Origin of the sequence: Gemmiger sp. An120, from assembly GCF_002160955.1 — a bacterium.
GTDB classification, from domain to species: domain Bacteria; phylum Bacillota; class Clostridia; order Oscillospirales; family Ruminococcaceae; genus Gemmiger_A; species Gemmiger_A avium.
Genome location: NZ_NFLN01000014.1, coordinates 16,860 through 34,134, shown reverse-complemented (window position 1 = coordinate 34,134; position 17,275 = coordinate 16,860). Strand labels below are relative to the sequence as shown.

Here is a 17,275-nt window from a genome sequence, read left to right as displayed (position 1 = left end):
GGACCAGTCCCCCAGCCCCCCATTTGTCGGGCCAATACATTGGCCCTCGGGATAAAATAAAATGAAGGCCGGTGCGTACACGGAATACGCACCGGCCTTTTACTGTCAATATCCCTATGGCCAAATGTATTTGGCCATGATTTCCGGGGTCTGGGGGGACGTTGTCCCCCCATATCAGCCTTACTCCGTAAACCGGACGGTCAGTTCACCCATGTCCACCGACAGGCGGTACTGGATGGGGGCGCTGCTGTCGATGGTCAGGCTGTTGCCGGTACCGCTGATCGAACGCTCGCCCACTGTCAGGGTACCCATACCGCAGCTGCCGTCCAGACCGTAGTTTTCCGGTTCCGGGGTGGTCACGGTCAGGCTTCCCATACCGCAGTCCGCGGTCAGGCTGCCGGCCAGTGTGCCGGTCACCTGGGTTTCACCGCTGTCGCAGTGCAGCGCTGTGTCTCCCGCCACAGTCAGGTTTTTGGCGGTCAGGGTTCCCATATCACAGGCCAGATCCACGCTGTCCGCTGTCACATCGGTCAGGGTCATGGTGCCCAGGCCGCACTCCCCTGTCACCGTTTTGGCGGTCAGGTTTTCCACCGTCAGTTCGCCCATGCCGCATTCCAGTTCCGCATCGTCGCGCACCGTGATCCCCGTCAGGGTCACGCCGCTCATGCCCGCGTCCACATCCAGCGACCCGGTCTCCAGATCCCGAACGTTCAGGCTGCCCAGCCCGATGGACAGTTCCAGGGTTTCCAGCTCCAGCCCGGCGGGCACTTCCAGCGTCAGCCGCGCATTGCGCACCGTGTGTCCGCTGATACCCGGTTCCCGGCTGTCGATCACCAGCCGGCCATCCTCCCCGGAAACCTCATACAGTTCCGGATGGGTGGTGGTCAGGTTCCAGCTTTCCCCGGGCCGCACCGTCACCTCTGCCAGACCGCCGTCCAGCTCCAGCCCGGTGAATGTTCCGTCCGGCAGCGGCACGGTCTGTTCCTGGCGTTCCTCGCCGCCGGTCAGCACCCAGTCGTTGGCGTCCTGCCCGGCCGGCATGTACCGCAGCCCGTCCGGCGTGGGCTGGAACGAGCCGAACTGTCCGCCCAGGCACAGGCCGATGGCGCCGATCAATACCGCCAGCATCAGGCATCCCGCGCCCAGTGCCAGCAGTGCCCGTGTCAAACCGCGCATATCAGTCCCCTCCTTTCACCGCCCGGCGCAGGGAGGCCCATGTATGGGCTATACCCTTTCCCGCCGCGCGCAGCAGCCGGCCCAGCGCCCGCATCAGCGCCGGGATTCCCCGGCCGCAGACGGCCCAGCCCAGTGCCAGCAGCAAAAATCCAACCCCCATCGAGGCCAGGCAGTTGGCCAGACCCACCAGTGTGTTGGGCAGGTCGGCAGCCAGGCCCCACAGGCTCATCACAGCAAAAACCCCGCCCACAAACAGGCAGATGATCCCCGCCAGCACCACCGCCAGCAGAACCCCCGCCAGCCCGAGAAAGATCCCGATCACTCCGGCCAGTGCGCTCACCACCACGGCCAGCACGCTCAGCCATACCGGGCTGGTCACCAGCAGCACAAGCCACCACAGCAGGGTGCGTCCCACCCCGGCCGGGGCAGGCTGTGCCGCCGCGGCCGCGCCTGTTCCGGCATACGCTGCCGTATCCGGCGCAAGCCCCCGGATGCGGGGCGGTTCCGGTTCCGGCGCGGACGCGCTCTGGGCCGGTTCCGCCCGGCTGCCCGGCACGTTGGCCCGGATGATCGCCGCCACCCGAGCCGGGCTGCCCAGTTCCGCCAGCACCTGCTGTTCCTGTTCCGGGCCCGCGTCCCGCAGGTATTCCTCGTAATACCGCACCGCTTCCCGGCGTTCTTCTTCGGTCACGTCCGCCAGCATGTCATTCAGCTGACGCAGAAATTCCTCGCCCGTCATGTGTTCTCCTCCTCCCCCAGCAAAAGCCGGTCAATGCTGCGGCGGTAGTCCCGCCATTCCCGGCGATAGTCGGTCAGGCGCTGCCGGCCCGCCTCGGTCAGCCGGTAGTACCGCCGGTTGCGCCCGGCAAATTCCTGGTCGTAGGTATCCAGACACCCGTCCTTCTGCAAACGGCGCAGCACCGGATACAGGGTGCTCTCACTTACCAACATCACCGCCCGTACTTCCTGGGTGATCTTGTAGCCGTAGGTGGGTTCCTGCGCCACGATGCTCAGTACCAGCGCATCCATCAGCGCAGCCCCGGTGTTGAATGCCATCCTCCCACCATCCTTTCCGGTTGATATTGTATCTCTGCCAATACTATACAACGTATAATATTGATTGTCAATATAGTATTGGGCCAATCTGGGGGACAACAAGGGCTGCGGGCGCAACAACGATGCGCCCGCCCGGCTACGCCGACCGCCCTGCCGGTCTGGGTCTCCACCGGAGACCCAGCCGCTTCGCGGACCCGGACCCCCCATACCCCCTGAAATCATGGCCGGAATACTCCGGCCATAGGGGTGAATAAAGTGCAAGGCCCACGCTGGCAGAAAACCGTTAGCGCGGGCCTTACTTTTTTACACAATATCCCCATGGCCAAATGTATTTGGCCATGATTTCCGGGGTCTGGGGGGACGTTGTCCCCCCAGATCGGCTTATCTTACCCTTCGCCGTGCATCGCCCGGCCCAGGTTCTTTTCGGCGGCCACGCGGGCTTCGGCGGCGCGGGCCACCTGTTCCTCGTCGGCGGGCTGCATCACCGCGATCAGCGCCTTGGTGGGAATCCCCATCCCGGTAAACATCGCCTCGTGCTCGGTTCGGATGTTCCAGTCCGGCTCGTCGGCGTGCAGATCCCGGGTCATCCACCGGATCCGGAACCCCGCCTCCTCAAAATAGGCCAGGCTGTCCTCAAACAGACCGTCGTCGTCGGTCTTGAACCAGATTTCCGCCCCCGGCGCCAGGAACTTCCGGTACAGCGCCAGCTGCCGGGTATGGGTCAGCCGATGCTTGCGGTGCCCCGCCTTTTTATCCCAGGGATTGCAGAAATTGATGTAAATGCGGTCCACCGTATCCTCGGGCGCAAAGGCGTTCAGGATCCGCTCAATGTCCAGGCTCATGATCTGCACATTGTCCGCCGGAATCCCCGCTTCGGCGTAAGCCGCCTCCAGCTTGCGCTTAGCCAGGATCAGCACCTTGTCGGTGATGTCGATGCCCAGATAGTTGTTCTCCGGATGGCGGGACGCCAGCTGAGACAAAAATCCGCCCTTGCCGCATCCCAGTTCCAGATGCAGCGGCTGGCCGGGCCGGGCAAATACCTCGTGCCAGTGCCCCCGGTTGGCCATCGGGTCATGGGCGTGCAAAGGGCTGGCCAGCAGTTCCGGCCGGGCGTAGGGTTTGAATCGCATCCGCATAGATGGGTTTTCCTCCGTTTATTCGTTACTTGTTGAAAAATTCAGCAAACCAGGCTTCCACCCGGGCATACTCCCCGTGCAGGCTGCCCTGTGCCAGCGGCGGCCGTCCGCCGCCCCGGCCGTCAAATTCCGCGTTCAGTTCCCGGCACAGGCCGTTCACATCCCCGCCTTTCCACACCAGGGCGTAGTGCAGGGTATCCCCCTCCCCCGGGCTGAACACCGCGCAGGGCCGGTCGGTGCGCTCCGCCATCGCCAGGGCACAGCGGCGCAGGTCATCCCCCGCCAGATCCGGCAGACACTGGCAGACCGCCTCATCCGGGCCGATCTGCGCCGCCAGCAGGCTGAACCAGGCATTGCGGGCTTCGGCCAGCTGCACCCGCAGCCGCGCCGCCTGTACCGCCTGCCGCTCCACCGCCTGGTACAGCCCCTCCGCCGGGGCGCTCAGCAGCGCGCCGATGGCGTGGGCCTGTTCGGCCTGATCCTGCACCCAGGCAAAGGCCCGGCCGCCGCAGGCCACCGCCAGCCGCACCCCGCCCTTGTAGGGCTGGGCACTGAGAATCTTGATCAGCCCCACCTGCCCCGACCGGGCCAGATGGGTGCCGCAGCAGGCGCAGCAGTCCGCGCCCGGCACCGTCACCAGCCGCACCGGACCCTCCAGCGCCTTTTTGCTGCGGTATTCGGTGGCTGCCAGGGTGGCCGCGTCCGGCCAGGCGCAGTCCACCGGCACGTCCCGGCGGATCGTTTCGTTGGCCAGGCGCTCCGCCTCGGCCAGCTGGTCCGGGGTCAGGGGCTTGTCCATATCCATCCGCACCGTGTCCGCCCCGATGTGGAATCCCACGTTGTCGGTGCCGAACAGCCGGTGCAGCGTGCCGCTCAGGATATGCTCGCCGGTGTGCTGTTCCATATGATCCAGCCGCCGGGACCAGTCAATGACCCCCTCCACCGTCTCCCCTACCGGCAGCGGCCGGTCGGTGGTGTGCACCACACGGCCCTCCCGCTCGTGCGCGTCCAGCACCCGGGCCTCGCCCAGGGTGCCGGTGTCGGCGGGCTGGCCGCCCCCCTCCGGGTAAAAGGCGGTGGCGTCCAGGGTCACGGCCCAGGTTTCCCCCGCCGGTTCGCAGCCGGTCACCCGGGCGGTGAACCGGGCCAGAAACGGGTCCGCGTAATACAAACGGTCGTCTTTCACAGGATGACCTCCATGCCGATCTTCTGGGGCACCAGGCCCCGGGCTTCGTAGAATTTCTGGGCGCTTTTGTTGCAGCTCCACACGTTCAGGGTCACGTTGTAGCAGCCGTGCTGCCGGGCAAAATCCAGCACCGCGTCGTACAGCAGGGTGCCCACATGCTGCCCCCGGCAGGCCTCGTCCACGCACAGATCGTCGATGTACAGGGTGCGGATATCGGTCATGATGTTGTCGTTGACAAACTGCTTGAACACGCAGAACGCATACCCCTGCACCACGTCCTGCTCGTTTACCGCCGCCAGCACCGGGCGGGTATCGTCCGCCAGAATTTCCAGCAGCTGTTCGTCGGTGTACTTGCGCTGGCCCGCCTTGAACAGGTCCGGCCGGCCCTGATGATGTACCTCGGCCACCTGCCGCAGCAGCTCGTGCAGCCGGGGCAGATCCCGGGGCGCGGCCCGGCGTACCGTCAGTTTGGATTCGGTCATTTCCCATCGCTCCCTCGCATAAAGAATGGTTCTATTATACGCCCGGGCGGGCGGCTTGTCCACGGCCAGCGCCGCGCAAAACAGTGGAAAACCGCGCGCGCCCGCGGTATAATAGGAATATAAATCGCACGAAGGAGTGTGTGCAATGCGGCAATGCGGTATCCTGATGCCGGTATCGGCCCTGCCGGGGGCCCACGGGATCGGCAGCCTGGGCAGTGAGGCCCGGCAGTTTGTGGATTTTCTGGCGGCGGCAGGCCAGCAGGTGTGGCAGATCCTGCCGTTAAGCCCCACCGGCTATGGGGACAGCCCCTACCAAAGCTGTTCGGCCTTTGCGGGCAACCCCTATTTTATTGACCTGGACATTCTGCGTCAGCGGGGCCTTCTGACCGAGGCGGAATGCGCCCCCCTGCCCGCCGGGCGGGTGAACTACGGGCTGCTGTACACCACCCGGCTGGCGGTGCTGGAGCGGGCCTGGCAGCGCTGGCGCACCCAGCGGCCGGTGCCCGGGTATGAGACCCCCTACCCGGACGACTGGTACCGGTTCTGCTTTGCCAACGAGGCCTGGCTGGACGACTATGCCCTGTACATGACCATCAAGGAGACCCACGGCATGGCGGCCTGGCTCGCCTGGCCGCAGCCGCTGCGCCGCCGGGATCCGGAGGCGCTGGAGGCGTTCCGGGCCGAGCAGGCCGACCGGATCGAGTTCTGGAAATTTGTGCAGTACCTGTTTGACGGCCAGTGGCGGGCGCTGAAGGAGTACGCCAACGACAAGGGCGTGAAGATCCTGGGGGATATCCCCATCTATGCGGCGGCGGATTCCGCCGATGCCTGGGCCGGGCGGGAGCTGTTCGAGACCGACGAGGACGGCGCGCCGGTGCGGGTGGCGGGCTGCCCGCCGGATTATTTCAGTGCGGATGGCCAGCTGTGGGGCAACCCGCTGTACAACTGGGCCTACCACAAGCAGACCGGCTACGCCTGGTGGAAACGCCGCCTGCGCCACGCGCTGGAGTTGTACGACATTGTGCGGATCGACCATTTCCGCGCCTTTGATACCTACTACGCCATCCCGGCCGACGCGGCCACCGCCCGCACCGGCAAGTGGGAGCAGGGCCCGGGGTTGGACTTTTTCCGGGAAATGGAGCGGGCGTTCGGCCCGCAGCTGCCCATCGTGGCGGAGGACCTGGGCGAACTGTTCGACAGTGTGCGCCAGCTGCTGCGGGACACCGGCCTGCCGGGCATGAAGGTATTGCAGTTTGCCTTTAGCGGCGGGGCGGAGAACGAGTACCTGCCCCACAATTATCCGGAGAACTGCGTGGTGTATCCGGGCACCCATGACAACACCACCACGGCCCACTGGCTGGCCACCGCGCCGAAAGCGGAAACGGCCATGGCCAGGGCGTATTTTGGCCTGAATACCCGGGAGGGCCTGACCGAAGGGTTCATCCGGGGCGCGCTGGCCAGCCCGGCGCGGCTGGCGGTGATCCCGATGGCGGACTGGCTGGGCCTGGGCGCCGAGGGCCGCATCAATACGCCGGGCCGTCTGATGGCGGAAAACTGGAGCTGGCGCTGCGAGGCCCGGGCACTGACCGGGACGCTGGCGGCCCATATCCGGGAAAAGTGCGCCCTGTTCGGCCGGTGTGAGCCGGCCCCGGCGGAAGAGCCGGAAACCGAAGAGGCGAAGCCCAAAGCGGAGAAGAAAGCCCCCGCGGCCCCGGCCCGGCCCGCCGCCAAGGCGGCGCCCAAGGCCAAGGGACGCAGCACCGCCCGCCGCAAGGTGACCTGATATGGGCTGATATGGGGGACCAGTCCCCCATACCCCCCATCTGTCGGGTCGGGATTCTCCGACCCTCGGGAAAAATATACAAAGCAAACGCCCGCGCAAAACCCGGCCGGTTTGGCGCGGGCGTTTTTCTTGCGCATAGCGGCGGGGCGGGATGGGCATACTGTCCCCAACGGCCCGAAATCGGGCGAAAGGGGGAAGTAAACCATGAAACAGGAAAATGTAAGCGATAACGAGGCCCTGCTGCAGGAGATCGTGCGCAATACGGAAATGGGCAAGAATGCCCTGGCGCAGCTGATGCCCTATGCCCAGGACCGGGAGTTCCGGGCGCGGCTGCTCAAGCAGCAGAAGGAATACCGCCGTCTGAACCAGAAAGCCCACACCGCGCTGGCGGCCTGCGGGGCCCAGAGCCGGGGCCAGGGCGTGATGGCCAAGACGATGGCGAAGGCGGGCATCAAGGGGCGCACCATGATGGACCATTCCACCGGGGCGCTGGCGCAGATGCTCACCGAGGGCAGCAACCAGGGGGTCATGGACGTGGTCAAGGCGCGCAACGCCTATCCGCAGGCCAGCACCGGCGCCAAGGAAATGGCGGATGAGCTGCTGCGGTTTCAGGAGGCCAGCGCCGAGATGTACAAGGCATATCTGTGAGGATCGGGGCAAACGGAAACGTTTGTCCTGATTCCGGGGGGCCGCCCTTTACAGGGCGGCTCTTTTTGCGTTATCATACAGACAGAGAGCCGCGCCGGGCCGGGGTACCCCCGCGGGAAAGGAGTGCTTGCACGTTATGGAAAAACATCCCGCCGGGACCGCCCAGCCGAATCTGGGAACCGAGCCGGTAGGCCGGCTGCTGTTCAAGCTGGCGCTGCCCGCCATCACGGCCCAGGTGATCAACCTGCTGTACAATATGGTGGACCGGATGTACATCGGCCATATTCCGGACACCGGCCCCGCCGCGCTGACCGGCATGGGGGTGGCGATGCCGGTGATCATGATGTTCTCGGCGTTTGCGGCGCTGGTGAGCATGGGCGGCGCGCCCCGGGCCTCGATCTTCATGGGCAAGGGCGACAAGCCCATGGCGGAACGGATTCTGGGCAACTGCACCGCCGCCATGCTGCTGCTGAGCGCGGTGCTCACGGTGGCGTTCCAGATCTGGGGCAAGCCGGTTCTGTGGCTGTTCGGCGCCAGCGAAGCCACCATCGGCTATGCCTGGAGCTATATGCGCATCTATTCCATGGGCACGGTGTTCGTGCTGCTGGCGCTGGGGCTCAACGCCTTTATCAACGCCCAGGGTTTTGCCCGGATGGGGATGCTCTCGGTGCTGATCGGCGCGGTGTGCAACATCGTGCTGGACCCGATCTTTATCTTTGTGTTTGATATGGGGGTGGCCGGGGCGGCCTGGGCCACCATTATTTCCCAGGGCATCTCCTGCATATGGGTGGTGGCCTTTCTGTGCGGCAGAAAAACCTACCTGCGTATCCGGCTGTCCAATCTGCGGATCGCCCCCTCGGTGCTGCTGCCCTGCATCGGGCTGGGTGTGTCGCCGTTTATCATGCAGATGACCGAAAGCGCCATCTCGGTATGCTTCAACACCAGTATGCGCACCTACGGCGGCGACGACGCGGTGGCCGCCATGACGGTGCTGGTCAGCGTGATGCAGTTCTCCATGCTGCCGCTTACCGGTCTGAGCCAGGGATGCCAGCCCATCGTCAGCTACAACTACGGCGCGGGCAACGAGGCCCGGGTGGCCAAGGCGTTCCGGCTGCTGCTGACCTGCGCGCTGACCTATTCCATCAGCCTGTGGGCGCTGTGCCTGGTGCGGCCCGGGGTGCTGGTGGCCATCTTCCTGGATCAGCCGGAACTGTCCGCCTATGCCCAGCGGTGCCTGCGGGTGTTCATGAGCGGGTCGCTGTTCTTTGGGGCGCAGCTGGCCTGCCAGCAGACCTTTGTGGCCCTCAGCCGCGCCAAGATCAGCGTGTTCCTGGCCCTGCTGCGCAAGGTGATCCTGCTGATCCCCCTGATCTATATCCTGCCCGCCGCGCTGCCGGTGAACAAGGTGCTGGCGGTCATCCTGGCCGAGCCGGTGGCCGACCTGACCGCCGTCACCGTCACCACCACCACCTTCGCCATAGCCTTCCGCCGCATCCGCGCCGAGATGCGCCGGCGGGCAGGGCAGGTGAAATAGGCCAATATGGGGGGATAGAACCTATCCCCCCATACCCCCCGGAAACAGCGGGACGGAATACTCCGTCCCGCGGGAATAGTAAACAGAAAGGCCCGCGCTGAACCAAAAGGTTTGGCGCGGGCCTTCTATTGTATTTTTCCCTATGGCCGGAGTATTCCGGCCATGATTTCCGGGGGGCATGGGGGGAATCGTTGATTCCCCCCATATCGGCCTTATACGATCTCGACCTTCTTCATGACCACGGGGGTGAGGGGCTTGTCGCGGTAATCGGTGGGCACATTGGCGATCTCGTCCACCACCTCGATGCCGGAGGTCACATGGCCGAAGGCGGCGTAGCTGCCATCCAGGTGGGGGGCGTCCTCATGCATAATGAAGAACTGGCTGCCGGCACTGTCGGGATGCTGGGCGCGGGCCATGCTGATCACGCCGCGGGTATGCTTGATGGGGTTGGCCACGCCGTTGGCGGAAAACTCGCCCTTGATATGCCAGCCCGGGCCGCCCATACCGGTTCCGTCCGGGCACCCGCCCTGGATCATGAAGCCCGGAATCACCCGATGAAAGGTCAGCCCGTCGTAAAAGCCTTCCTTCACCAGCTTCTCAAAATTCTCCACCGTGATGGGGGCCGCCTTGGCGTCCAGCTCCAGCTCGATGACCTTGCCGTTTTCCATGGTGATACGTACCATATTCTGTTTCTCCTTGTCTTGTATTGTCCGGGCCCTGCCCGGCGTGTTCCGTTTTCTTTACAGCCGGGTCAGCATATCCGCCACAATGGCGGTGGCGGTGGCCACATAGCTCTCGATGCTGAACTGCCGCACCACCAGCTTTTCCCGGCCGGCCTCGTCGGCGTTGTCGCTCATGGCGCGCAGCACCACGCAGGGCACCCCGTTGCGTCCGGCGATCTGCATCACCGCCGCGCCTTCCATCTCCACGCAGTCCGGATGCACCCGGGCCGCGATGTCCGCCTTGGACGCGCTGTCCCCGATAAACCGGTCGCCGGTGGCGATCTTGCCCGCGATGGCCTTTACGCCCAGTTTGCCGCAGGCGGCCAGCGCCGCCTCCACCAGAGCCGGATCCCCCGGATACTCGGTCAAAAACGGCGCGCTCTGGCTGATCATGGAATCCTCCGCGTCGTGGTACACCACCGTGCGGCCCACCACCACGTCGCCGATACCGATCTCACTGCTCATGTTGCCCGCGATGCCGGAGAAGATCACGTGATCCGCCCCGTACCGGGTGATCAGCACCTGCACGGTGGCGGCCGCGTTGGCCTTGCCCATGCCCGCGCAGCACACGATCACCTGCTTATCGCCCAGCGCGCCCTTGTGGTACTCCACCCCGGCGTAGGTTTCCACCTCCACGCCGGTCAGCCGCGCGCACAGCTGGGCCACCTCGTCGGGCATGGCGCCCAGAATCCCGTATACCGCCATCTGTGCGCCCTCCTTATACGTTGAACAGGAACTCGATGATGTCCCCGTCCTGCACCACATACTCCTTGCCCTCGGTGCGCTGCAGGCCCTTGGCCTTCACGTTGGCCATGCTGTAGCCGCAGGCGGCAAAATCCTCGTAAGCCACCACGCTGGCCCGGATGAAGCCCCGCTCAAAATCCGAGTGGATCTTGCCCGCCGCCTGGGGCGCCCGGGTGCCCCGCTTGATGGTCCAGGCGCGGCACTCCTTCTTGCCGTCGGTCAAAAAGCTGATCAGGCCCAGCAGGGTGTAGCTGGCCTTGATCAGGTTGTCAAGACCGGTGGCGGTGATGCCCATCTCCGCCAGGAACGCTTTCTTCTCCTCCGCGTCCAGATCCGCGATGTCCTCCTCGGTCTTGGCGCAGATGGGGATGCACTGGGCGCCCTCCGCCGCGGCCAGCTGGCAGACCGCCTGATAATGGGGGTTCTGATCCATGCCCTCCATCAGGTCGTCCTCGCTCATGTTGGCGGCGTAGATCACCGGCTTGGCGGTCAGCAGGCCCATCTCCTTGACCAGCTTCTGCACCTCCTCGTCCGCGTCCTCCAGCGAGAAGGTGCGGGCGTTCTTGCCCTCGCCCAGATGGGCGGCCAGATCCTCCAGCCAGGCAGCGGCCGCGGCGGCCTTCTTGTCGCCGGTCTTGCCCGCCTTGGCCAGCCGGGCGGACCGGTTCTCCACAACCTCCAGGTCGCTCAGGATCAGCTCGGTGTCGATGGTCTCGATGTCCCGCAGCGGGTCCACCTTGCCCTCCACGTGCACAATGTCGGTGCCCTCAAAGCAGCGCACCACGTGCACGATGGCGTCGCATTCCCGGATGTTGCCCAAAAACTTGTTGCCCAGGCCCTCGCCCTTGGACGCGCCCTTCACCAGGCCCGCGATGTCCACGAACTCCACGATGGCGGGGGTCTTTTTGTCGGTCTCCCAGATCTCGGCCAGCTTGTCCAGCCGGGCGTCCGGCACCGGCACGATGCCGGTGTTCGGGTCGATGGTGCAGAAGGGATAGTTGGCCGCCGCCGCGTTGCGGGTGCTGGTAATGGCGTTGAACAGGGTGCTCTTGCCCACGTTGGGCAGACCCACGATTCCTAATTTCATTTCTTGCTCGCTCACTTTCTGTATGATCCCGCCGCCCGGGCGGCGTATTCGTCACCCCACATTATACCGTACCTTGTGCCCCCGCGCAAGGAAAAAGGCGGTATGGCGGCGTTTGCCCTTTTTTTATTCATAAATGGGGCGTATAATACAGATATATGCCGGCCCGCGCCGCGGGCCGTTTTCGGGAAAACAATGTGAGGAGTGCTGACCCATGGCCAACGAGAAAATCCTGATCGTGGATGACGACAAGAATATCTGCGAACTGCTGCGCCTGTACCTGGAAAAGGAAGGCTACACCACCTGCCTGGCTCACGACGGCCAGGCTGCCATCGATACCTTTACCGCCGAAAAGCCCGACCTGGTGCTGCTGGACGTGATGATGCCCAAGCTGGACGGCTGGGAGGTCTGCCGCCGCATCCGGGCGGCGGGCGATACCCCGGTGATCATGCTCACCGCCAAGGGCGAGACCTTTGACAAGGTGCTGGGCCTGGAACTGGGTGCGGACGACTATGTGGTCAAGCCCTTTGATTCCAAGGAAGTGGTGGCCCGGATCAAGGCGGTGCTGCGCCGCTGCAACGCCACCGCCCAGGAGGACACCGAGGGCCGCATCGAGTACGACAATTTCAGCCTGGATATGTCCCGGTACGAACTGAAGATCGGCGGCAAGGTGGTGGAGGCCCCGCCCAAGGAGCTGGAACTGCTCAGCTTCCTGGCCAGCCATCCCAACCGGGTGTTTACCCGGGACCAGCTGCTGGACGAGGTATGGGGATTTGAGTATTACGGCGATTCCCGCACCATCGACGTGCACATCAAGCGCCTGCGGGAAAAGCTGGAGGGTGCCAGCGACCAGTGGGGCCTGAAAACGGTCTGGGGCGTGGGCTACAAATTTGAGGTAAAAGAGTAAGAAACCATGAGAAAAAGCATCAGTTCCATGTACTTTACGGCCACCGCGCTGGTGCTGGTGGCCAGTATCCTGGTAATGGGCTGCGTGCAGGCATATCTGTTCCGCAACTATTTTACCGAGGACCGGCGGGAAGCCCTGCTGGACGTGGTGCAGGTCACCACCTCTCAGGTGGCGCACGGCGGCCAGCTGGCGCAGCTGCTGCGGGATAACCCGGAACTGCTGGAACAGGCCCAGAAAAGCGTAAGCCTGATCAGCCGCACCACCAGTTCGATGGTGCTGATCACCGACGCCGCCGGCAAGGTGCAGCTGTGCAGCGAGGGCGAGGACTGCCGCCATATCGGCCGCACCCTGAGCGCGCGGGTGCTGGGCGAGGCGTCCAGCGCCAAATATTTCGGGGTGGACAGCCTGGACGGGGTGTTTGACGGCCAGTTCTATACCGCCGTCAGCCCCATCACCGGGCAGGACAACAGCCTGCAGGGGTATGTGGTGGCGGCGTCCAGCGCCCAGAGCATGAGCACCTTTCTGGGGGATATGATCTCCAGCTTTATCCTGTCGGCGGGGCTGATGCTGCTGGTGGCCAGCGTGCTGAGCGTGGCGCTCACCACCCGGCTGACCCGGCCGCTGCGCCGCATCGCGGAGGCCGCCCGCCGGTTCGGCGGCGGGGATTTCTCCGAGCGGGTGCCGGTGGAGGGCGCCGACGAGGTGGCCCAGCTGGCGGCCACCTTCAACACCATGGCCCGCAACCTGGAGGCCATCGATACCAGCCGCAGCAGCTTCATGGGCAACATCGCCCACGAGCTGCGCACCCCCATGACCAGCGTCAAAGGGTTTATTGACGGTATGCTGGACGGCACCATCCCGCCCTCCATGCATCAGCATTACCTGAACCTGGTCAGCCAGGAGGTAGGGCGGCTGGCACGGCTGGTGCAGAACATGCTGGACATCACCAAGCTGGAGGCCGGCGAGTACCAGGTGCACGCCCAGAGCTACGATGTGTGGGAGACCATCACCAGCGTGGTGTTCGCGGCGGAAAAGCGCATTGAGGAGGGCAAGGTGACCATCCAGGGCCTGGCCCCCGCCCGCACGATGGTCTGGGCCGACCCGGATCTGGTGCATCAGGTGGTGCAGAACCTGGTGGACAATGCCCTCAAGTTCACCCCGGAAGGCGGCGTGATCCGGTTCGGGGTGCAGCGGCTGGGGCCGGACGTGTCCATCACGGTGTGGAATTCCGGCGAGGGTATCAGCGAGGACGCGCTGCCTTTCGTGTTTGAACGGTTCTATAAAGAGGACAAGAGCCGGGGCCTGAATCCCGGCGGCAGCGGCCTGGGGCTGCATATCTGCAAGGTGCTGGTCACTTTGAGCGGCGGCAAGATCTGGGTCACCAGCCAGCAGGGCCAGTGGTGCCAGTTCACCTTTACCCTGCCCGCCACCCCCACCGACCTGCCCAAAAAGGCGGGGCGGTAAGGGCGAATCTGGGGGGACAACGTCCCCCCAGACCCCGGAAAAAGGGCCGGAATACTCCGGCCCTGGGAAAAATACATCAAGGCCTGCGTCAACTGGAAAAGGTTGGCGTGGGCCTTTTCTGTTTTATGCTTCTATGACCAAAGATATTTGGTCATAGCTTCAGGGGGTATGGGGGGAACGTTGTTCCCACCATATTGGCCCATTTTGTGTGCAAAGGGTGAAAATCCGGGGAAAATCCGGGCGGTTCCGGGCGGCGGAATTGCTTTTTGGGCCGGAATACGGTACAATATAACCGAATATCGCCCGTCGTGGCGGCGGGCGCAACGAGGAGGACGGCATATATGGCAATGGTCAGTCCCTCGCTGCTGGCGGCAGATTTTGCCTGCCTGGGTACCGAGTGCCGCAAGGTGCTGGACGCGGGCGCCCAGTGGCTGCATTTTGACGTGATGGACGGCTGCTTTGTGCCCAACATCAGTTTTGGCGTACCGGTTCTGGCCGGGCTGCACAAGGCCCTGCCGGACGCTTTTTTTGACGTGCATCTCATGATCCGGGACCCGCTGGCCTACATTGAACCCTTTGCCAAGGCGGGCGCGTCCCTGATCACCTTCCACCTGGAAAGCGACAGCGACGTGGGGGCCACCCTGGCCGCCATCAAGGCTGCCGGCTGTAAAGCGGGCATCAGCATCAAGCCCGCCACCCCCGTTTCGGCGCTGGAACCCTGGCTGGATCAGCTGGACCTGGTTCTGGTCATGAGCGTGGAACCGGGCTTTGGCGGCCAGAGCTTCATGCCCGGCGCGCTGGACAAGCTGTCCGCCCTGGCCCAGGAAAAGCGCCGCCGCGGTCTACCCTTCCTGCTGGAGGTGGACGGCGGCGTGGACGAGGCCAGCGGCACCGCCGCCGCCTGCGTCAACGCCGGGGCCGAGGTGCTGGTAGCGGGCAGCGCGGTGTTCCGCGCCGCCGACCCGGCCGCCGCCGTGGCCGGTCTGCTGCGGCTGTAAGGCCCGAACCTAAGGCAGCACCGCATACTTCACGGCGGAAGTTTCAGGCGGTGCCGCCCCCAATCCTGCGGGGCCTATCCCCGTGCCAACGACAGGAGCCTGCCCATGAATGAACACAAAATTCCCTATACAAGCCCGGACGTATGCCGGGACACCTTCCTTTTGATGCTGCCGCTGCTGGCGATGGACGTGTACCTGTACGGCATGCGTCCGGCGCTGCTGTGCCTGGTGGCCATCATCACCGCCGGCATCTGCGACTGGCTGGTCAGCCTGCTGCGCCGCCGCCCCTTTGAGCGGGGCGAGCTGTCCAGCGAGGCGTTCGCCCTGCTGGTGGCCATGCTCATGCCCGCCTCGGTGGACTACTACGTGCTGATCGTGGCGGTGCTGGCCGCGGTGCTGATCGGCAAGGAAGCCTTCGGCGGCTACGGCCATTATCCCTTCCACCCCGCCGCCGTGGGCTACGTGGTGGCCGCGGTGGGCTGGCCGGAACAGGTCTTCGTCTACCCCGCTGCCGGCACCCAGCTGCCGCTGGGCAGCTGCGCCTCGGTGGCTTTGAGCGAGGGCAGCAGCGCCGTGCTGAAAAACGGCGGCCTGCCCTCCATCTCCAACATCGATCTGTGGCTGGGCAACTACGCCGGGCCCATGGGCGTCACCTTCAACCTGGTGATCCTGGCCTGCCTGCTCTACCTGATCGCCCGCCGCCGCACCGACCTGATCGCCCCGGCCTGCTTCCTGCTGGCCTGTGCGGCCGTGGCCTTTGTGGCCCCCCGCCTGGGCGACATCCCCCTGTCCTGGCCCTGGCAGTATGTGGGCCAGCGGCTCACCGTGCTCAAGTACGAGATGCTCAGCGGCGCGGTGCTGTTTGCCGCGGTGTTCCTGGTGCCGGAACCGGTCACCCTGCCCCGTCACCCCCTCAGCCGGGCCATCTACGGCCTGCTGCTGGGCTTTGCCAGCATGATGTTCCGCTACTACGGCACCTACGAGACCGGCGTGTGCTTTGCGCTGCTGGCCATCAACTCGGTCTCCGGCTGGCTGGACCGGGCCGTCACCGATCTTATGGAACGAAAGGGGGTCCGCCGCCATGAAGCTTAAAAAAGCCAAGTTCCTCTCCGAAAATATGGAGACCATCGCCCGGCGGGACCGTATCCTGCTCAACAACCCGGTCATCATGCAGGGCATGGGCCTGGCGCCGCTGGTGGTGGCCGCCACCACCGGCCGCAGCGCCCTGATCCTGAGCGTGGCGGTGCTGCTGCTGCTCACCCCCACCCGCATGCTGGCCGCCCTGGCCGCCCGGCCGGTTCCCTACCGGTTCCGCGCCATCGTCTACTGCACCATCGCCGCCGTGCTGTACGCCGGGGTATATATCCTGATGCGGGGCTGGTTCGAGGTGGAACAGACCCTGGCCGTGGGCATGTACCTGCCGCTGCTGTGTGTGGAGCCGCTGATCATCAAACGGTATGAGCGTCCCCGCAAGGAGCCGGTGCTGGTGGCACTGCAGAAAGGCCTGTATATCACCGGCGGCTATATCCTGATCCTGATGCTCATGGGCTGCTTGCGGGAGCTGCTGGCCGCCGGCACCCTGTTCGGGCGCCCGGTATCCAATGTGCACCTGCTGCCGGTAGCCAGCCTGCCCGCGGGCGGCTTCATCCTGGTGGGCGTGCTCTGCGCGATCTGGCGCGGGGCGGTGCGCGCCTATAAAAACTACGTGCACAGGGAGGCGAATCGCACCGTATGACCGCTGTTCTCAACGCTCTGGCCAGCTTTTTCCTGCTGGCTGTTACCGCCGTGTTTGCCCAGAACGCCGTGTTCAGCCGTGCGCTGGGCGTCTCCCGCCTGGTGCGCCTGGTGGGCGACAGTGCCGTCAGCAACCGCACCTTCGGGCTGCTGCTGGGCGTGATCCTGCTGATCAGTTCGCCCCTTGCCTGGCTGTGCAGCCAGGCAATGACCGACTGGGAATACCGCCGCGCCGTGCGGCCTTTGCTGTTCATCCTTTGCGCCACCCTGGCCTATTTGCTGGTGATGTACCTGATCCAGTGGCTGCACGCCCCCCATGCCAAAGAGCTGATCGCCGTGCTGCCGCTGGCCACCTTCAACACCGCCGTGCTGGGGCCGCTGCTCATCGCCGATACCCAGAGCTTTACCCTGCCCCAGACACTGGGCTTTGCTGTGGGCAGCGCCGTGGGCTACATGCTGGCCGTGGCCATCGTGGCCGAGGGCCAGCGCAAGCTGCAGAGCGAATCGGTGCCTGCGCCCTTCCGCGGTCTGCCCATCACCCTGATCTACATCGGCATCCTGGCGCTGGCCATCTACGGCTTCACCGGGCACATGGTGTCGATCTGATCCCAAGGAGGCTCC

General features: G+C 64.8%; 18 protein-coding genes. 9 read left to right on the top strand and 9 right to left on the bottom strand.

Annotation, left to right across the window (positions count from 1 at the left end):
- Positions 1-180: 180 nt before the first annotated feature.
- From B5E65_RS11525 to B5E65_RS11500, 6 genes are all read right to left on the bottom strand, one after another.
- A complete protein-coding gene (locus B5E65_RS11525) occupies positions 181-1,176 on the bottom strand; it encodes a DUF4097 family beta strand repeat-containing protein (protein WP_087171915.1) in 996 nt (331 codons plus the stop codon).
- A gap of 1 nt (position 1,177) precedes the next feature.
- Entirely contained in the window at positions 1,178-1,915 is a 738-nt protein-coding gene (locus tag B5E65_RS11520; protein ID WP_087171914.1) for a DUF1700 domain-containing protein, read from the bottom strand.
- The gene (locus tag B5E65_RS11515; protein ID WP_087171913.1) at positions 1,912-2,232 is read right to left on the bottom strand and encodes a PadR family transcriptional regulator; all 321 of its coding nucleotides are present in this window, start codon (positions 2,230-2,232) and stop codon (positions 1,912-1,914) included. The genes B5E65_RS11520 and B5E65_RS11515 overlap by 4 nt, the downstream gene beginning before the upstream one ends.
- Positions 2,233-2,618: 386 nt before the next feature.
- Entirely contained in the window at positions 2,619-3,368 is a 750-nt protein-coding gene (gene trmB, locus B5E65_RS11510; RefSeq protein WP_087171912.1) for a tRNA (guanosine(46)-N7)-methyltransferase TrmB, read from the bottom strand.
- 25 nt (positions 3,369-3,393) lie between these two features.
- Positions 3,394-4,554 carry an alanyl-tRNA editing protein gene (locus B5E65_RS11505; RefSeq protein ID WP_087171911.1) on the bottom strand — a complete coding sequence of 387 codons (1,161 nt, stop codon included), beginning with the start codon at positions 4,552-4,554 and terminating at the stop codon, positions 3,394-3,396.
- Positions 4,551-5,036 carry a GNAT family N-acetyltransferase gene (locus tag B5E65_RS11500; protein ID WP_242957544.1) on the bottom strand — a complete coding sequence of 162 codons (486 nt, stop codon included), beginning with the start codon at positions 5,034-5,036 and terminating at the stop codon, positions 4,551-4,553. Before B5E65_RS11500 ends, B5E65_RS11505 begins: the two co-directional genes overlap by 4 nt.
- Before the next feature lie 145 nt (positions 5,037-5,181).
- On the opposite strand from B5E65_RS11500, the gene malQ reads away from it, so the two are divergent.
- The 3 genes from malQ to B5E65_RS11485 all read left to right on the top strand — a co-directional run bounded on the left by malQ (position 5,182) and on the right by B5E65_RS11485 (position 9,001).
- Complete coding sequence (gene malQ / locus B5E65_RS11495; protein WP_087171910.1) at positions 5,182-6,819, top strand: 4-alpha-glucanotransferase; 1,638 nt, start codon at positions 5,182-5,184, stop codon at positions 6,817-6,819.
- A gap of 204 nt (positions 6,820-7,023) precedes the next feature.
- Positions 7,024-7,467 (top strand): hypothetical protein, encoded by a 444-nt coding sequence (locus B5E65_RS11490; RefSeq protein ID WP_087171909.1) that lies wholly within the window; start codon positions 7,024-7,026, stop codon positions 7,465-7,467.
- 136 nt (positions 7,468-7,603) lie between these two features.
- A complete protein-coding gene (locus B5E65_RS11485) occupies positions 7,604-9,001 on the top strand; it encodes an MATE family efflux transporter (protein WP_087171908.1) in 1,398 nt (465 codons plus the stop codon).
- Between the two features lie 212 nt (positions 9,002-9,213).
- On the opposite strand, the gene B5E65_RS11480 is transcribed toward B5E65_RS11485, so the two are convergent.
- From B5E65_RS11480 to ychF, 3 genes are read right to left on the bottom strand one after another with little or no spacing between them, the layout of a single operon-like run.
- A complete protein-coding gene (locus B5E65_RS11480; protein ID WP_087171907.1) occupies positions 9,214-9,684 on the bottom strand; it encodes a peptidylprolyl isomerase in 471 nt (156 codons plus the stop codon).
- A 57-nt stretch (positions 9,685-9,741) separates the two neighbouring features.
- Complete coding sequence (locus tag B5E65_RS11475; RefSeq protein ID WP_087171906.1) at positions 9,742-10,428, bottom strand: 5'-methylthioadenosine/adenosylhomocysteine nucleosidase; 687 nt, start codon at positions 10,426-10,428, stop codon at positions 9,742-9,744.
- Between the two features lie 13 nt (positions 10,429-10,441).
- A complete protein-coding gene (gene ychF, locus B5E65_RS11470; RefSeq protein WP_087171905.1) occupies positions 10,442-11,554 on the bottom strand; it encodes a redox-regulated ATPase YchF in 1,113 nt (370 codons plus the stop codon).
- 211 nt (positions 11,555-11,765) lie between these two features.
- On the opposite strand from ychF, the gene B5E65_RS11465 reads away from it, so the two are divergent.
- The 6 genes from B5E65_RS11465 to B5E65_RS11440 all read left to right on the top strand — a co-directional run bounded on the left by B5E65_RS11465 (position 11,766) and on the right by B5E65_RS11440 (position 17,260).
- A complete protein-coding gene (locus B5E65_RS11465) occupies positions 11,766-12,458 on the top strand; it encodes a response regulator transcription factor (protein WP_087171904.1) in 693 nt (230 codons plus the stop codon).
- Between the two features lie 6 nt (positions 12,459-12,464).
- Positions 12,465-13,922 carry a sensor histidine kinase gene (locus B5E65_RS11460; protein WP_087171903.1) on the top strand — a complete coding sequence of 486 codons (1,458 nt, stop codon included), beginning with the start codon at positions 12,465-12,467 and terminating at the stop codon, positions 13,920-13,922.
- 341 nt (positions 13,923-14,263) lie between these two features.
- The gene (gene rpe, locus B5E65_RS11455; protein WP_087171902.1) at positions 14,264-14,920 is read left to right on the top strand and encodes a ribulose-phosphate 3-epimerase; all 657 of its coding nucleotides are present in this window, start codon (positions 14,264-14,266) and stop codon (positions 14,918-14,920) included.
- A 105-nt stretch (positions 14,921-15,025) separates the two neighbouring features.
- Positions 15,026-16,012, top strand: a complete 987-nt coding sequence (locus B5E65_RS11450; RefSeq protein ID WP_087171901.1) for an RnfABCDGE type electron transport complex subunit D — start codon at positions 15,026-15,028, stop codon at positions 16,010-16,012.
- Positions 16,002-16,655, top strand: a complete 654-nt coding sequence (locus tag B5E65_RS11445) for an Rnf-Nqr domain containing protein (protein WP_087171900.1) — start codon at positions 16,002-16,004, stop codon at positions 16,653-16,655. Before B5E65_RS11450 ends, B5E65_RS11445 begins: the two co-directional genes overlap by 11 nt.
- Positions 16,652-17,260 (top strand): Rnf-Nqr domain containing protein, encoded by a 609-nt coding sequence (locus B5E65_RS11440; protein ID WP_087171899.1) that lies wholly within the window; start codon positions 16,652-16,654, stop codon positions 17,258-17,260. The genes B5E65_RS11445 and B5E65_RS11440 overlap by 4 nt, the downstream gene beginning before the upstream one ends.
- Positions 17,261-17,275: the final 15 nt, after the last annotated feature.

Excerpts from the sequence above, each read along its gene's own strand:
- B5E65_RS11525 (WP_087171915.1), bottom strand. The coding sequence starts at position 1,176 with ATGCGCGGTTTGACACGGGCACTGCTGGCACTGGGCGCGGGATGCCTG.
- B5E65_RS11520 (WP_087171914.1), bottom strand. The coding sequence starts at position 1,915 with ATGACGGGCGAGGAATTTCTGCGTCAGCTGAATGACATGCTGGCGGAC.
- B5E65_RS11515 (WP_087171913.1), bottom strand. The coding sequence starts at position 2,232 with ATGGCATTCAACACCGGGGCTGCGCTGATGGATGCGCTGGTACTGAGC.
- trmB (WP_087171912.1), bottom strand. The coding sequence starts at position 3,368 with ATGCGGATGCGATTCAAACCCTACGCCCGGCCGGAACTGCTGGCCAGC.
- B5E65_RS11500 (WP_242957544.1), bottom strand. The coding sequence starts at position 5,036 with ATGACCGAATCCAAACTGACGGTACGCCGGGCCGCGCCCCGGGATCTG.
- malQ (WP_087171910.1), top strand. The coding sequence starts at position 5,182 with ATGCGGCAATGCGGTATCCTGATGCCGGTATCGGCCCTGCCGGGGGCC.
- B5E65_RS11490 (WP_087171909.1), top strand. The coding sequence starts at position 7,024 with ATGAAACAGGAAAATGTAAGCGATAACGAGGCCCTGCTGCAGGAGATC.
- B5E65_RS11485 (WP_087171908.1), top strand. The coding sequence starts at position 7,604 with ATGGAAAAACATCCCGCCGGGACCGCCCAGCCGAATCTGGGAACCGAG.
- B5E65_RS11480 (WP_087171907.1), bottom strand. The coding sequence starts at position 9,684 with ATGGTACGTATCACCATGGAAAACGGCAAGGTCATCGAGCTGGAGCTG.
- B5E65_RS11475 (WP_087171906.1), bottom strand. The coding sequence starts at position 10,428 with ATGGCGGTATACGGGATTCTGGGCGCCATGCCCGACGAGGTGGCCCAG.
- ychF (WP_087171905.1), bottom strand. The coding sequence starts at position 11,554 with ATGAAATTAGGAATCGTGGGTCTGCCCAACGTGGGCAAGAGCACCCTG.
- B5E65_RS11465 (WP_087171904.1), top strand. The coding sequence starts at position 11,766 with ATGGCCAACGAGAAAATCCTGATCGTGGATGACGACAAGAATATCTGC.
- B5E65_RS11460 (WP_087171903.1), top strand. The coding sequence starts at position 12,465 with ATGAGAAAAAGCATCAGTTCCATGTACTTTACGGCCACCGCGCTGGTG.
- rpe (WP_087171902.1), top strand. The coding sequence starts at position 14,264 with ATGGCAATGGTCAGTCCCTCGCTGCTGGCGGCAGATTTTGCCTGCCTG.
- B5E65_RS11450 (WP_087171901.1), top strand. The coding sequence starts at position 15,026 with ATGAATGAACACAAAATTCCCTATACAAGCCCGGACGTATGCCGGGAC.
- B5E65_RS11445 (WP_087171900.1), top strand. The coding sequence starts at position 16,002 with ATGAAGCTTAAAAAAGCCAAGTTCCTCTCCGAAAATATGGAGACCATC.
- B5E65_RS11440 (WP_087171899.1), top strand. The coding sequence starts at position 16,652 with ATGACCGCTGTTCTCAACGCTCTGGCCAGCTTTTTCCTGCTGGCTGTT.